Origin of the sequence: Enterobacter cloacae complex sp. 277I4 (genome assembly GCF_050031465.1) — a bacterium.
Classification (GTDB): Bacteria; Pseudomonadota; Gammaproteobacteria; order Enterobacterales; family Enterobacteriaceae; genus Enterobacter; species Enterobacter cloacae.
In genome coordinates this window covers 3,612,804-3,627,992 of sequence record NZ_JBLGWC010000001.1, presented here as the reverse complement: position 1 = coordinate 3,627,992, position 15,189 = coordinate 3,612,804, and the positions used below count along the sequence as shown (strand labels likewise).

11 protein-coding genes and 1 tRNA gene are annotated in these 15,189 nt (G+C 53.0%); 6 read left to right on the top strand and 6 right to left on the bottom strand.

Annotated features, from left to right (window positions below; all coding sequences use genetic code 11):
- The first annotated feature begins 8 nt into the window (after positions 1–8).
- Together ACQG19_RS17670 and ACQG19_RS17665 are read left to right on the top strand one after the other, a co-directional pair.
- A tRNA-Ala gene (locus tag ACQG19_RS17670) sits at positions 9–84 on the top strand.
- A gap of 214 nt (positions 85–298) precedes the next feature.
- On the top strand, positions 299–2,488 hold the full coding sequence (locus tag ACQG19_RS17665; protein ID WP_222168724.1) for an EAL domain-containing protein: 2,190 nt from the start codon (positions 299–301) through the stop codon (positions 2,486–2,488).
- Positions 2,489–2,532: 44 nt separating this feature from the next.
- Here ACQG19_RS17665 and ACQG19_RS17660 read toward each other — a convergent pair whose 3' ends face one another.
- Positions 2,533–3,720: a NupC/NupG family nucleoside CNT transporter gene (locus ACQG19_RS17660; protein WP_013098187.1), complete on the bottom strand. Its 1,188-nt coding sequence runs from the start codon at positions 3,718–3,720 to the stop codon at positions 2,533–2,535.
- A 349-nt stretch (positions 3,721–4,069) separates the two neighbouring features.
- Between ACQG19_RS17660 and ACQG19_RS17655 the strand changes: the two genes are divergently transcribed.
- Positions 4,070–5,308, top strand: a complete 1,239-nt coding sequence (locus ACQG19_RS17655; protein WP_038984362.1) for an Nramp family divalent metal transporter — start codon at positions 4,070–4,072, stop codon at positions 5,306–5,308.
- Positions 5,309–5,341: 33 nt separating this feature from the next.
- On the opposite strand, the gene ACQG19_RS17650 is transcribed toward ACQG19_RS17655, so the two are convergent.
- Positions 5,342–5,698, bottom strand: a complete 357-nt coding sequence (locus ACQG19_RS17650; RefSeq protein ID WP_013098185.1) for a DUF2502 domain-containing protein — start codon at positions 5,696–5,698, stop codon at positions 5,342–5,344.
- Positions 5,699–5,823: 125 nt separating this feature from the next.
- Positions 5,824–6,822 (bottom strand): L-glyceraldehyde 3-phosphate reductase, encoded by a 999-nt coding sequence (gene mgrA, locus ACQG19_RS17645; protein ID WP_246931971.1) that lies wholly within the window; start codon positions 6,820–6,822, stop codon positions 5,824–5,826.
- Between the two features lie 184 nt (positions 6,823–7,006).
- On the opposite strand from mgrA, the gene ipdC reads away from it, so the two are divergent.
- Positions 7,007–8,665, top strand: coding sequence for an indolepyruvate decarboxylase (gene ipdC / locus ACQG19_RS17640; protein ID WP_246931970.1), 1,659 nt, complete (start codon positions 7,007–7,009; stop codon positions 8,663–8,665).
- Here the strand turns inward: ipdC and ACQG19_RS17635 are convergent, their stop codons facing one another.
- Positions 8,666–9,901, bottom strand: coding sequence for an ion channel protein (locus tag ACQG19_RS17635; protein WP_029881751.1), 1,236 nt, complete (start codon positions 9,899–9,901; stop codon positions 8,666–8,668).
- A 205-nt stretch (positions 9,902–10,106) separates the two neighbouring features.
- Between ACQG19_RS17635 and glk the strand changes: the two genes are divergently transcribed.
- Positions 10,107–11,072 carry a glucokinase gene (gene glk, locus ACQG19_RS17630; RefSeq protein WP_013098181.1) on the top strand — a complete coding sequence of 322 codons (966 nt, stop codon included), beginning with the start codon at positions 10,107–10,109 and terminating at the stop codon, positions 11,070–11,072.
- Positions 11,073–11,103: 31 nt separating this feature from the next.
- Here glk and ACQG19_RS17625 read toward each other — a convergent pair whose 3' ends face one another.
- Positions 11,104–11,835: a LytR/AlgR family response regulator transcription factor gene (locus ACQG19_RS17625; protein ID WP_013098180.1), complete on the bottom strand. Its 732-nt coding sequence runs from the start codon at positions 11,833–11,835 to the stop codon at positions 11,104–11,106.
- 13 nt (positions 11,836–11,848) lie between these two features.
- Positions 11,849–13,546: a sensor histidine kinase gene (locus ACQG19_RS17620; protein ID WP_045292187.1), complete on the bottom strand. Its 1,698-nt coding sequence runs from the start codon at positions 13,544–13,546 to the stop codon at positions 11,849–11,851.
- A 386-nt stretch (positions 13,547–13,932) separates the two neighbouring features.
- Here ACQG19_RS17620 and alaC point away from each other — a divergent pair, with 386 nt between their 5' ends.
- Positions 13,933–15,168 (top strand): alanine transaminase, encoded by a 1,236-nt coding sequence (gene alaC, locus ACQG19_RS17615; RefSeq protein WP_020690608.1) that lies wholly within the window; start codon positions 13,933–13,935, stop codon positions 15,166–15,168.
- Positions 15,169–15,189: the final 21 nt, after the last annotated feature.

Sequence of the window (15,189 nt, the reverse complement as noted above, 5' to 3'; positions counted from 1 at the left end):
TAACATGTGGGGCTATAGCTCAGCTGGGAGAGCGCTTGCATGGCATGCAAGAGGTCAGCGGTTCGATCCCGCTTAGCTCCACCAAAATTTGAACCCTCGTCGAAAGACGGGGGTTTTTTTATGTCTTTGTAACGACCTTCACCCTTTTTTGTTGCCAAATTAGCAGCGTTCCTATACCTCGCCTCAATCCAAATCAATAAACGAGTCTATAAATGGACTTCAACTTGATTCGAGCAATTAATAAACCTATTATCCGTCCGGCCAATAATTTGCATGGTAAAACAGATTATCCAATTTAATGAATAGAAAAACTTACAATAATGTAAAGATATTTATGATTGCTCTGGCGCTGTGTTTGATTACGGTGCCCTTTTCCCGTTATATCTCTCCACGCGCTATAGTAAATGGTCATGATGTTTATCTGGCATGGCTGCCGTTAAGCGTTATGCTGGCCGTCATTTTGTTATTTGGGCGTCGGGCAATCATTCCCATTCTTTTAAGTTTCACTATTGCTAACATCTACAATATTAATTTAGCACCACTACAATATTTAGTATTATTGATCTGTCAGACGTTTTCTGTTTTTGCTGCCTGCGCTGTCCTGCGCCTTGTGCTGGGCAAGCGCTGGCGTCACTGCGTGCCGAACAAACACATTGGGCAACGTATATTCTGGCTGGGCTTTATGGTGCCGATAGGCATTAAAGGGTTGATGTATCTGGCTGGCTTTTTATTTGATTTTCCCGTGACTATCTCAACATTCTTTGGCGAAGGCACCGTAATTTATAACATCGTTGATATTCAAAGCTTGATATGCGCAGCGTTGATTTTCACCATGATGTTCTATTATCCATTAAGAATGATAATTAATCCCCGCTATGTCAGAACCTTTTGGCTGCGGAGCGTGAAGCCAGTGTTTTTTCACAAAAAATCTTTGTATGTATTCATCTGGCTGGCTTTTTTAATTTTCACCCTTGCCGTGTTATGTGCGCCATTTGAGTCACCGGTTATTGCTGGCTATTTAATGCCAGTCATTTTTATTCTCTTTACGCTAGGCATCAGTCGCCTCAGCTATGCGCTCATCTCTTTACTGTGGGCTGCATCCGCTCTGCTGCTGTTGACCTATAACTACAACTTCCTTAATGGCGTCGAATCTGGGCATTCACTCTCCTTTATCCTGTCTGTGCTGATCTCTTTCGCTATTTGTCTGCTTTACATGTCGCGGCTCTACCAGCGAAGCAACTGGTTGAAGCAGGACTGGCAGGACAGGGCGCTGACCGACCCGCTGACTGGTTTACCGAATATTCGGGCGCTGGAAGAGTTTCTTCAGGCTCAGCCGGATGCAAAAATCTGCTGCCTGCGGATGGACAACCTGGAATTTTTAAGCCGCCACTACGGCATTCTCATGCGGGTGCATTGCAAACGTAGGGTAACCACCTCCCTGCAGCCGCTGTTGCAGAAAGATGAGAAGCTCTTCCAGTTGCCAGGCAGCGAGCTGGTCATTGTATTGCTGGGGCCTGAAACCGCTGAACGGCTGCAGCATATGGTCGATCAATTAAACAGCCGAAAAATTTACTGGAACAACACGGGGCTGGATATCGAGTTTGGCGCATCCTGGGGAATGGTCGAAAACGGCGAGAACTTGCACCATACGCTGGGCCAACTGAGCTGGCTGGCCGAGCAGTCATGCGGAGCGCATAACGTACTCGCGCTCACCAATAGCCTGGAGGCCGCGTCGGGGCAAACCACAGAACGGGTGCTGATGTTAGCGCGTATCAAACATGCCCTGGATGCCGGTCAGTTTCATTTATATGCCCAACCAATCCAGAAAGCGGACGGCAGCGGTTATTACGAAATACTGGCGCGCATGGAAAGCGAGGGTGAGATTATCACGCCTGACCGCTTCATCCCGCTGATTGCCCAGTTTAACCTGAGCCACCGCTTTGATATGTGCGTGCTGGAAAAACTGCTGTTGTGGTTGCGCGATCATCCTGCGTCGCAGGGTGGCACTCGCTTTTCTGTCAATCTGATGCCTCTGACGCTGATGCAAAAAGAGGTGGCTACCGAGATTAGCGTGTTGTTCGAACACTATGGTATCGCGCCGCAGGACGTTGTCCTTGAGATCACGGAAGAGCAGGCCTTCTCGAACTCTGGCAGCAGTATTAAAAACCTTCAGCAGCTGCGGGATCGTGGGTTCCGTATTGCGATTGATGATTTTGGTACCGGCTATGCCAACTACGAACGACTCAGACGCCTTCAGGCGGATATCATAAAAATAGATGGCTGCTTTGTTAAAGATATCTGTACCGACGACATGGACGCGATGATTGTGCAATCGATTTGTAATCTGGCAAAAACCAAATCACTGAGTGTGGTGGCAGAATATGTGGAGACGCCGGCGCAACGCGACATGCTGCTGCGTTTTGGTGTGGATTACCTGCAGGGATACCTGATAGGCAAACCGACGCCGCTTGACGCACTGCAGGCATAAAAAAACCGGGAGCCAGGCTCCCGGTTCTCATATAACGTGACGGGTTACAGTACCAGTGCTGCGATAGACGCTGACAGTACGCTCACCAGCGTTGAGCCGTAAACCAGTTTCAGACCGAAGCGAGAAACAACGTTACCCTGTTCTTCGTTCAGACCTTTAATCGCACCGGCGATGATACCGATGGACGAGAAGTTCGCGAAGGAAACCAGGAACACGGACAGGATGCCTTCCGCACGTGGAGAGAGCGTGCTGGCGATTTTCTGCAGATCCATCATTGCAACGAATTCGTTAGAAACCAGTTTGGTCGCCATGATACTGCCAACCTGCAGCGCTTCGTGAGCAGGGACACCCATCACCCAGGCAACAGGGTAGAAGATGTAGCCCAGGATGCCCTGGAAGGAGATGCCCAGAACCGCGGCGAACAGGGCGTTCAGGGCAGAGATCAGGGCGATGAAGCCGATCAGCATCGCGGCAACGATAATCGCCACTTTAAAGCCCGCCAGAATATATTCACCCAGCATTTCAAAGAAGCTCTGACCTTCGTGCAGATTTGCCATCTGCAGGTTCTCTTCGCCTTCCTCAACACGGTATGGGTTGATCAGTGACAGTACGATAAAGGTACTGAACATATTCAGCACCAGAGCAGCAACCACATATTTTGGTTCCAGCATGGTCATATACGCGCCCACGATAGACATGGAAACGGTGGACATTGCTGTTGCGGCCATGGTGTACATACGGTTACGGGACATCTTGCCGAGAATATCTTTATACGCGATAAAGTTCTCTGACTGGCCCAGAATCAGGGAGCTGACGGCGTTGAATGATTCCAGCTTACCCATACCGTTAACTTTGGACAGTACGGTACCAATGGCGCGGATCACAATCGGCAGAACACGGATGTGTTGCAGAATACCAATCAGCGCAGAGATGAAGACGATTGGGCAAAGTACTTTCAGGAAGAAGAACGCCAGCCCTTCGTCGTTCATTTTACCGAAGACAAAGTTCGTCCCTTCGTTGGCGAATCCGAGCAGTTTTTCGAACATTTCGGAGAAGCCTTTTACGAAGCCAAGCCCCACGTTGGAGTTCAGGAAGAACCACGCGAGCAAAACTTCAATAACGAGAAGCTGAACAACAAAGCGAATGCGGATTTTTTTACGGTCATGGCTGACCAGCAACGCAAGCGCAGTAACGACAACGAGTGCCAGGACAAAGTGAAGGACGCGGTCCATATTTGCTCCAAATATGAGGCAGGTTTAATTTTCGTGCACATTCTATGTAACAACCGAAAAGAAAACGAGATCGAGGACACACTATAGTTACATCCTGTGACGAGTCTCAAAAATAGTGATCCACAATACATTTTTGTTATGTTAGGTAAATGAGTGAAAAGTTAAGTTTGTGTGCTAGTCTTCACAAAAGAGCGCGCGATTTCGGTTTCTGTTAGAGCGCCCCCGCTTACCCGCCTGTCTATCGTTCATAGCTATCAGAGAAATCACTGCAACCGTTACAAATGATCTTGATAATCATTCTCATTTTGATAGCATTAAACATAGCAAAGGCTATATTTCAGAGGCAGAAATGACAAACAGTCGCGTAGAGGGTAGCAGTGGCAGAGCAGCGCGCAAGTTGCGGTTCGCATTAATGGGACCTGCGTTCATCGCTGCCATTGGCTATATCGATCCAGGCAATTTTGCGACCAATATTCAGGCCGGGGCCAGCTTTGGCTATAAGCTTCTGTGGGTGGTTGTCTGGGCTAACCTGATGGCTATGCTGATTCAGATGCTCTCCGCGAAACTGGGTATTGCCACCGGTAAAAACCTGGCGGAACAGATCCGCGATCATTACCCGCGCCCGGCGGTATGGTTGTACTGGATCCAGGCGGAAATCATTGCGATGGCAACCGATCTTGCCGAATTCATTGGTGCGGCAATTGGTTTCAAGCTGATCCTCGGCGTATCACTGCTGCAGGGGGCGGTGCTTACCGGCATTGCCACCTTCCTTATTCTGATGCTGCAGCGTCGGGGGCAAAAACCGCTGGAAAAAGTCATCGGCGGCCTGCTGCTGTTTGTCGCTGCGGCCTATATTGTCGAACTGATTTTCTCGCAGCCTAACCTGGCGCAGCTCGGTAAAGGGATGGTAATCCCAAGCCTGCCAACCTCTGAAGCGGTGTTCCTCGCCGCCGGGGTGCTGGGGGCGACCATCATGCCACATGTGATTTACCTTCATTCCTCGTTAACCCAGCACCTGCACGGGGGGACGCGCAAAGAACGCTATTCGGCAACCAAATGGGATGTGGCTATCGCCATGACGATTGCCGGGTTTGTGAATCTGGCGATGATGGCTACCGCTGCCGCAGCGTTCCACTTTAACGGTCACACCGGCATTGCCGATCTCGACCAGGCCTATCTGACGCTGGAGCCGTTACTGAGCCATGCGGCTGCGACCATATTTGGCTTAAGCCTGGTGGCGGCAGGTCTCTCCTCTACGGTGGTGGGAACACTGGCCGGGCAGGTAGTCATGCAGGGGTTCGTCCGCTTCCATATACCGCTGTGGGTACGTCGCACCGTCACAATGTTGCCGTCATTTGTGGTGATCCTGATGGGGCTGGACCCAACACGCATTCTGGTCATGAGCCAGGTGCTGCTGAGCTTCGGGATCGCACTTGCGCTGGTGCCGCTGCTGATCTTTACCAGCAACAAACATCTGATGGGCGAACTGGTTAACACCACGCTGGTGAAACGGACCGGATGGGTCATCGTGGTTGTGGTAGTGGCGCTGAACCTGTGGTTACTGATAGGCACGGCATTGGGGTTATAAAAGAAAAAGGAGCCGGGAGGCTCCTTTTTTAGATTAGTGACGACCGTGGCCGTGACCATGTCCACCGCGACCTTTACCGCCGCGATCCCAGCCGCCACGGCGGTCATCACGGTCGTTCCAGCCTTCGCGATAACCACGCTCGTAGGCGTTGTTTTTGTACCAGCCGCGGTGCAAACCATTATCATGTTTCCACCAGCGGTCGCCGCGCCACTCATAGTGACGGTGCCAGTAGTCACGGTCGCGCCAGTAGCCACCGTCCCAGTATCTGCCGTAGTCGTCACGATCGCCAATTTGTAATTTTACTGATGGCAACAGGGTGATTTCGCCAGCAGTGGCGACCAGCGGGGCCGAAGCCAGTAATACCGCTGCAAGAATCAGTGACCTGAACATACTCTTCTCCTTCACGATCGGGGCCTTAGGGGGCCTGTTAACGCAATTTTACGAGTTGGGAAAGCCTTGTTTCATCGCCTCAACTCCGAATTCAGGCGTGATAGCACTTTTTGCTAAAATAGGATTTATTTTGAGCTATTCAGGATCCCGTCAATGGTGGCAAGCTCTTCCGCCGTGAAATGGCGGTTCTCCAGCATGCCCACTGCATCGTCTATTTGCCCGGTTTTACTGGCGCCAATCAGTACGGAAGTTACCGCCTCGTGGCGCAAAATCCAGGCCAGCGCCATCTGAGACAGCTTCTGTCCCCGGCTTTCTGCCAGCGCGTTCAACTTTTTGACTTTTTCCAGTTTCTCCTGGGTTATCTGATCCGGGTTCAGGAACTTACTCCCGCTCGCAGCACGGGAGTCAGCCGGAATGCCGTTCAGATAACGATCGGTCAGTTGACCACCCGCCAGCGGCGAGAACGGAATGCAGCCGACACCTTTTTCCTGCAAAACGTCCAGCAAGCCCGCTTCCGGCGCACGTTCAAACATTGAATATTTCGGCTGATGGATCAGACACGGCGTGCCGAGGTCATGAAGTATGTCGATAGCCTGCCGTGCAAGCTCGGCCGGGTAATTGGACAAACCGACATACAGGGCTTTCCCCTGACGCACCAGATGGTCAAGCGCTTTCATTGTCTCCTGCAGCGGCGTTTCCGGGTCTGGACGGTGGTGGTAGAAGATATCGACATACTCCAGCCCCATACGTTTCAGACTTTGATTCAGGCTTGCGATGAGATATTTGCGCGATCCCCAGTCACCGTAAGGGCCGTCCCACATGGTATAGCCCGCTTTCGTCGAGATGATCAGCTCATCGCGCCACGGCAGAAAATCTTCCTGCAAAATGCGGCCGAAATTGCGTTCGGCAGAACCGGGGGGCGGACCATAGTTATTGGCAAGGTCGAAGTGTGTAATACCAAGATCAAACGCGCGCTGTAAAAGTTGACGGCTGTTTTCGATAAGCGTGGCGTCACCGAAGTTGTGCCAGAGCCCAAGAGAGACGGCGGGTAATTTAATGCCACTTTGCCCACAGCGACGATACAGCATTGTCTGATAACGGTTTTTATCTGGCTGATAGTGCATTCTCATGACCTCTGGCGCTAAAAAGTAAGAACAGTGTATGCGTTTACACTGATGCGAAAAAACAGAGCATAGCGCAGCCTTTTTTGTAAAGCATTCTTTCCATACTCTTCTTTCTGCCATTTCTGGACAGCCATCACGCTTATTTAATACTCAAAGTGAGGTCAACGTCAGAAGGACACCTGTTATGCGAACCCCGTACTGCGTCGCCGATTACCTGCTGGACCGTCTTACAGATTGTGGTGCCGATCATCTGTTTGGCGTGCCGGGCGACTATAACCTGCAGTTTCTCGATCATGTCATCGACAGCCCGGATATCTGTTGGGTGGGCTGTGCCAATGAGCTAAACGCATCTTATGCCGCTGACGGATATGCCCGATGTAAGGGCTTTGCCGCGCTGCTGACAACATTTGGCGTAGGGGAATTAAGTGCCATGAACGGCATGGCTGGCAGCTTTGCTGAGCATGTTCCGGTGTTACACATTGTGGGGGCACCGGGTACGGCCTCACAGCAAAAAGGGGAGCTGCTGCACCACACGCTGGGTGATGGTGAGTTCCGTCACTTCTACCATATGAGTGAACCGATCACGGTCGCGCAGGCGATCCTGACCGAACAAAACGCCTGCTATGAAATCGACAGAGTATTAACAACCATGCTGCGGGAGCGACGTCCAGGCTACCTGATGCTGCCTGCTGATGTGGCTAAAAAATCAGCCACGCCGCCTGTAAACGCTCTCACGTTTAAGACAGCGCATGCCGATCACGCCTGCCTGAAAGCGTTCCGAGACGCCGCCGAGAGCAGGCTGAAAACAAGCAAGCGTACCGCGCTGTTGGCCGATTTCCTGGTCCTGCGCCACGGCATGAAACATGCCCTGCAGAAATGGGTGAAAGAGGTGCCCATTGCCCACGCCACCATGCTGATGGGCAAGGGCATTTTTGACGAACGCCAGCCCGGTTTTTATGGCACGTACAGTGGTTCGGCAAGCGTCGGGGCGGTAAAAGAGGCCATCGAAGGGGCGGATACGGTACTGTGCATTGGCACGCGTTTTACTGATACCCTGACGGCGGGGTTTACCCATCAGCTGACGCAGGCGCAAACGATAGAAGTGCAGCCCCATGCCGCACGGGTGGGGGATGTCTGGTTTACCGGTATCCCTATGTCTGACGCGATCGAGACGCTGGTGGCTCTCTGCAAACAGTATGTCCACGATACCCTGGTGCCAGTCTCTCACAGCGGTATCGCCTTCCCGCAATCGGAGGGCTCGCTCACTCAGGAAAATTTCTGGAGCACCCTGCAAACCTTTATTCGCCCGGGTGACATTATTCTTGCCGACCAGGGGACATCAGCCTTTGGTGCGATCGATCTGCATCTGCCGGCAGACGTGAATTTTATCGTCCAGCCGCTGTGGGGCTCCATTGGCTACACCCTGGCCGCGGCGTATGGTGCCCAAACCGCCTGTCCAGACCGGCGCGTCATTGTGCTCACGGGGGATGGCGCCGCGCAGTTGACCATTCAGGAACTGGGCTCGATGCTGCGTGATAAACAGCACCCCATTATCCTGGTGCTCAACAATGAAGGGTACACCGTAGAAAGGGCCATTCATGGACCGGAACAGCGCTATAACGACATTGCCTTATGGAACTGGACGCAAATTCCGCAGGCACTGAGCCTGGATCCTCAGGCACAGTGCTGGCGGGTCAGTGAAGCGGAACAGCTGGCGGAGGTGCTCGAAAAAGTGGCACACCACGAGCGACTGTCACTGATTGAAGTGATGCTACCCAAAGCGGATATCCCGCCGCTGTTAGGGGCGATTACCAAAGCGCTGGAAGCGCGTAACAACGCCTGATCACTTGTCGTTACGCCAGGCCATCATCATCGGTTTGCCCGCCAGCAGGAGCCAGGCGGGCAACATCACGATGCAAAGTAACGGGATGAGAGTAGTATCCGGAACCACCACCGCGGCCATAAACAGGCTCAGCCAGGCATCACGTGTCACCACCAATACCAGCCCCAGAATAGAGCAAGAGACGGTAATCGCCGCCGGAACCGCATCCACATGTTCATGCAGCATCAGCCCCAACGCGACGCCAACAAAGACCGCCGGGAAGATCCGGCCGCCACGGAAACCGCACGCTGCCGCCACCACCAGCGCAGCCAGCTTTATGAGCGCAAACAGCAAATAATCGGACACGCTAAACACCTGACTGAAGGCCAGCTGTTGCATCTCATCCAGACCTTTAAACAGCGTTACCTTACCGCCGATGGCCCCTAATATGCCGAGGATCAATCCGCCGACCCCGAGGATAAGCACCGGATGCTTGAGCTTATGCACCAGCCGGTGCAGACGCGGCAGACACCATACGGCGATCATCCCCAGCGCAATGGCAATAGCGACCACAACCGCACCGCTGAATATATCGGCTATCTGCATCTGGCCGTAGTGGGGAAGGGAGAGCGAGAAGTGTGGATTGAAAAACAGACTGGTGGTGAGCGCACCGGCCGCGGCGGCCATCAGTGGCGCAAAGAGTTTATCCCAGAGCGGCACGTCGTTATTGCTGGAAAGCGTCTGCGAGAAAATCAGCGCGGCCGCGACCGGCGTGCCGAAGAGCGCGCCAATGGTGCCGGCCGATGCCAGAATCGTCCAGTCCAGGGCCCCGACGCGGGGTAAAATGCGTGAGCCGAGATACACCGCCAGACCGATGTTGACCGCCATGATCGGGTGTTCCGGCCCCAGGCTAACGCCGCCCGCCAGACCGATAATCAACGCGATAATAAGTCCTGGCAGCGCTGCAGGAGCGACCGGGGCACCAATCAGCGGTTCCAGCGCCGGATCAGGCCCGGCGTGCCCTGGGCTAAAGCGGATCACCAGACCCACCGCAACCCCCGTCAGGGTCAGCATCATTATGATCCACGCCGGCGAATCAACGCTGATACCCACCTGAGCCGGAAGCGCCGTCCATAACATCGTTTGCAGCACCGAGGCGACTTTCATCACGACGATAAGCACCAGGCTTGAGACAATACCAATAATTAAGGCCGGGATTGCCAGCAACAGCATGGTTCTGGCTCGCGGGTGGAGCATGATAATTTCCTTGTACAAAAAGGTATTACGTTACTTTGCACAATCAGCATTGTGGCAATAGTGCAAAAGGTGCTGAAACGGTAAAGTTATTCTGTGACGAAGATCGATAATCCCGGGGCATTCACCTTCCGGTCGTTGTTGTTATCACGCCTTGAATTTACAGTGTTCCAAAGATTTATTCTGACTTTAGCGGAGCAGTAGAAGAATGACAAAGTATGCTTTGGTAGGAGATGTGGGCGGCACTAACGCGCGCCTGGCATTATGCGATGTAAGTAGCGGTGAAATTTCCCAGGCGAAAACCTATTCAGGGCTGGATTACCCCAGCCTTGAGGCCGTTGTACGCGTCTATCTGGAAGAGCACAAGGTCAGCGTTGACGATGGCTGTATCGCGATTGCCTGCCCGATTACCGGCGACTGGGTCGCGATGACCAACCATACCTGGGCATTTTCCATCGCCGAGATGAAAAAAAACCTCGGCTTTGCACATCTGGAAATCATCAACGACTTTACTGCGGTGTCGATGGCCATCCCGATGCTGAAGCCAGAGCACCTGACTCAGTTTGGCGGTACTGCACCGGTAGAAGGCAAGCCGATTGCCGTTTACGGTGCCGGTACGGGGTTGGGCGTTTCGCATCTGGTTCATGTTGATAAGCGCTGGGTGAGTCTGCCGGGTGAAGGTGGCCACGTGGATTTTGCGCCGAACAGCGAAGAAGAGGGCATTATTCTGGAAGAGCTACGCGCTGAGATCGGCCACGTGTCGGCTGAGCGCGTGCTTTCCGGCCCGGGGCTGGTAAACCTGTATCGTGCCATTGTGAAGTCTGACGGCCGTCTGCCGGAAAATCTGCAGCCGAAAGACGTGACCGAGCGCGCACTGGCAGACAGCTGCATCGACTGCCGTCGCGCACTGTCGCTGTTCTGCGTGATCATGGGGCGTTTTGGTGGCAACCTGGCGCTTACGCTCGGCACCTTCGGTGGCGTTTACATTGCCGGTGGCATTGTGCCGCGCTTCCTGGAGTTCTTCAAAGCGTCGGGCTTCCGCGGCGGGTTCGAAGACAAAGGACGTTTTAAAAGCTACGTGCAGGACATTCCTGTTTATCTGATTGTGCACGACAACCCGGGTTTACTTGGCTCGGGCGCCCACCTGCGTCAGGTGCTCGGCCAGATCCTCTAAAACCCAGCCCCTCTCTTGCGGGAGAGGGGATTTACAGGTGCATTAACTGGCGGAACTCTTTAACCTTGCTGCGGCTCACTGGCACCTGAAAATCAAGATCCTTCAGGCGCAAAATGTAGGTATTGTTAAACCACGGCTCGATCTCGCGGATCTTGTTTAAATTCACACAAAACGAGCGGTGACAGCGGAAGAAATGCGCTGTCGGCAGCTTGCTGCAAAACTCGGTAATGTTCATCGCCATCACGTACGATTCCCGCCGCGTATAAACAAACGTCATCTTTTCATGGGCTTCGGCATAGTAGATATCGTTAACCGGCGTCACGATGATACGTTCATCCTTCACCAGGTTAATCGTGTCATTCTCACGTACTGCGGGGCTTGCGGTGACAGGGGCGTTCTGCTGTTGCCACGCGGCCTCCAGCTTTTGCAGCATGGTGACGATGCGCGACTCCTGGTAAGGCTTAAGGATATAGTCAAACGCCTCCAGCTCGAAGGCTTCAACCGCGTGCTCCTTCCAGGCGGTGACGAAGACAATAAACGGCTTATGGGCAAACTGATTGATGTTTTGCGCCAGTAATACGCCATCCAGCGACGGAATGTTGATATCAAGAAAAATGGCATCAACGCGGTTATGCTGCAAAAACTTCAGCACGTCCAGACCATCGTCAAACGTGCCCACGATCTCCATCTGACTGTGCGTTTTGATGAGCCAGCTCAGCTCCTGTTGAGCCAGAAACTCATCTTCTACAATGATCACTTTCACGGGTTACTCCGGCCTAAGGCAACAGGGATGTAGACGCATGAACGGGAGAGCGTTCATTCGGAATATAAAAGGCGATCTCGGTGCCCGGTTCAAGGCGCTGAATATGCAGCCCGTCGCCGTACAGCAGTTTGACCCGGTGGTGGACATTCAGCAGCCCAATCTTATTCCCCGGCATCTCGTTGGCCTCAACGCGCTCAATGACTTTAGGATCAATTCCGTGGCCGGTATCGCGCACGGCAATCCGCACGCGGTTGCCGCTTTCGGTCACGCTGATGGTCACCACCCCTTTCCCTTTACACGGCTGAATCCCATGGACGATAGCGTTCTCAACCAGCGGCTGGATCAGCAGGCTTGGGATCACACAGTTGACCTCTTCATCAATATCGTAAATGACCGTGAGTTTGTCACCAAAGCGCGCCTGCTCAATCGCAATGTAATCCTTGATCTGATAAAGCTCTTTTTTAATGTCGATCTGCTCGTCATCTTTTAGCTCAATGTTGTAGCGCAGATAGCGTGACAGATTGAAAATCAGCTGACGTGCGGTATCCGGATTAAGTCGAATGGACGAGGAGATCGCATTCAGCGCGTTAAACAGAAAATGAGGATTAATTTTACTCTGCAGCGCGCGCAGCTCTGCCTTATTTGCCATCTCGCGCAGCTGTTCCGCGCGTGAGACCTCCAGCTGGGTAGAGATAATCTGCGACAGCCCGATGGCCATCTCCTGCAGGGAGGAGGTGATCTGGTGCGCGTGGCAGTAGTAAATTTTCAGGGTTCCCGTCACCTCGCCTTTCTCCCACAGCGGGATCACCAGCATGGAGTGAATTTCAGGCGTTCTGTGGGCTTCATCATTGTTTTTAATGATGATTTTACCGTAATTGATCGCCTGCCTGGTGGTGGGGCTGATGGTGTCATCGCTGTCCTGATAGTTATGCTCACCCACGCCAACATAGGCCAGGACGTGGTCGATATTGGTAATGGCCACGGCATCGGCATGAATATCGCGACGGATGATATCGCAGACCTGACGTAAGGATTCAGCGTTAACATGGCGGAAGAGCGGCAGCGTTTTGTTGGCGATATCCAGCGCCAGCTTGGCCTGACGTGCGGCGCTGGCCTCTTTTTCCCCTTCAACGCTTTGCACCAGCAGCACAATAAAACCGATACAGACGCTGCCGAGGATCATCGGAATGCCGATTTTAGAGACAATATCCAGCCCCAGCGCGATGGTGGGAGCCCAGACGACCACCAGAACCATGGTCAGCGTTTCGCACAGCATGCCCGCGATGATCCCGGCGCGCCAGTGCTGCTTTTTCGGGATTTTGCGGTTAATCCAGCCGGAAAGGACGCCGGCGATGATGCTGGTGATAAAACACGGCACCGCCGTCACGCCGCCGATATCTATCAGGTAACGATGTGTCCCGGCAATGAGACCCGTAATAATGCCCACCCAGGGGCCAAACAAGATCCCGCCGGACATCACGGCGATAACACGCACGTTGACCAGCGACCCTTCTACCGGCACCCCGGACCAGGTGCTGAACAGGGCGAACAGTGAAAAGATAGCGGTAACGGCCAGCAGCTCTTTTGCCGAGTGGGCGGACTTGTGCAAAAGCTCGCGGAACAGGCGAATACGAATGAGGAAAAACAGGCAAATCAGCATTAATGCCGCACGGTCAAAAACCGCCAGCAGCATATCGAATATTTCGTGCACGAGTCGACCAGCGAAAAGAGGAAAGCCCAATGATAAAAAACCTGACGCCTGTTGACCAGCTATCCGTCGGGTTTATCAAATGAGGAAAAACCATAATCTTCAAAGGGGATTGAGAGTGGCTTCCTGAAGATGCCAGATTTTTTACACATGGACAATGACAAGGTAACAGCTTTGATATCATCATGTTAAATACTGGGTATTAAAATTGCACAATAAGCAGGAACGCTTCCGCTTTCGGTATCTGAAGGTTCCCGTTTTTAACGCGACATCTTTTTTTTGCTTAACCCCTCGACAGCATGTTTTTTTTCAGGTTATTTTCTAAACACGCCACATAAGTGGCAGCGTCGCTCGGACGGTCCGGGCGCTAACGTTAATCTGAGGAATCTATGGCTGAATTCAGTCCTGAACGCCGTTTTACGCGTATCGATCGTCTCCCCCCTTATGTTTTCAATATCACTGCTGAACTGAAGATGGCTGCGCGTCGTCGCGGCGAAGATATTATCGATTTCAGCATGGGTAACCCTGACGGCCCAACGCCTGCGCATATTGTTGAGAAACTCTGCACGGTCGCCCAGCGCCCGGATACGCACGGTTACTCCACTTCTCGCGGCATTCCTCGATTACGTCGTGCGATCTCTCGCTGGTATCAGGATCGCTATCAGGTTGATATCGATCCGGAAAGTGAAGCCATTGTCACCATTGGCTCGAAAGAGGGGCTGGCGCACCTGATGCTGGCTACGCTGGATCATGGTGATACGGTGCTGGTGCCTAATCCAAGCTACCCCATCCATATTTACGGCGCGGTGATTGCCGGCGCGCAGGTTCGCTCTGTGCCGCTGGTGGAAGGGGTCGATTTCTTTAACGAGCTGGAACGTGCGATTCGTGAAAGCTATCCGAAACCGAAGATGATGATCCTCGGCTTCCCGTCTAACCCTACGGCGCAGTGCGTAGAACTCGACTTCTTTGAGAAAGTCGTTGCACTGGCGAAGCGTTACGATGTGCTGGTGGTACACGACTTAGCCTACGCCGATATTGTGTACGACGGCTGGAAAGCGCCTTCCATTATGCAGGTTCCGGGCGCACGTGATGTGGCGGTGGAATTCTTTACCCTGTCGAAAAGCTACAACATGGCGGGGTGGCGTATTGGCTTTATGGTGGGTAACAAAACGCTGGTGAGTGCACTGGCGCGTATTAAGAGTTACCACGATTACGGCACCTTTACCCCACTGCAGGTGGCAGCTATCGCCGCGCTGGAAGGCGATCAGCAGTGTGTTCATGATATTGCCGCCCAGTATAAACGCCGTCGCGATGTGCTGGTGAAAGGGCTGCATGAGGCTGGCTGGATGGTGGAAATGCCGAAAGCGTCAATGTATGTCTGGGCAAAAATCCCTGAGCCTTACGCGGCGATGGGGTCACTGGAGTTTGCCAAAAAGCTGTTGCAGGACGCGAAAGTCTGCGTCTCGCCGGGCATTGGCTTCGGTGATTATGGCGATACCCATGTACGGTTCGCGCTGATTGAAAACAGCGACCGTATTCGTCAGGCGGTGAGGGGCATTAAGAGTATGTTCCGCGCCGACGGGCTTCTCGCATCAAAGAGTGCCGTTGAACAGCACGAATCTTAATGACATAAAAAAAACAGGAGC

Bases quoted from the DNA above. Each gene is read 5' to 3' on its own strand.
- mgrA (WP_246931971.1), bottom strand. From the start codon at position 6,822: ATGCACTATCAGCCAGATAAAAACCGTTATCAGACAATGCTGTATCGT.
- glk (WP_013098181.1), top strand. From the start codon at position 10,107: ATGACAAAGTATGCTTTGGTAGGAGATGTGGGCGGCACTAACGCGCGC.
- ACQG19_RS17635 (WP_029881751.1), bottom strand. From the start codon at position 9,901: ATGCTCCACCCGCGAGCCAGAACCATGCTGTTGCTGGCAATCCCGGCC.
- ACQG19_RS17660 (WP_013098187.1), bottom strand. From the start codon at position 3,720: ATGGACCGCGTCCTTCACTTTGTCCTGGCACTCGTTGTCGTTACTGCG.
- ipdC (WP_246931970.1), top strand. From the start codon at position 7,007: ATGCGAACCCCGTACTGCGTCGCCGATTACCTGCTGGACCGTCTTACA.
- alaC (WP_020690608.1), top strand. From the start codon at position 13,933: ATGGCTGAATTCAGTCCTGAACGCCGTTTTACGCGTATCGATCGTCTC.
- ACQG19_RS17655 (WP_038984362.1), top strand. From the start codon at position 4,070: ATGACAAACAGTCGCGTAGAGGGTAGCAGTGGCAGAGCAGCGCGCAAG.
- ACQG19_RS17665 (WP_222168724.1), top strand. From the start codon at position 299: ATGAATAGAAAAACTTACAATAATGTAAAGATATTTATGATTGCTCTG.
- ACQG19_RS17650 (WP_013098185.1), bottom strand. From the start codon at position 5,698: ATGTTCAGGTCACTGATTCTTGCAGCGGTATTACTGGCTTCGGCCCCG.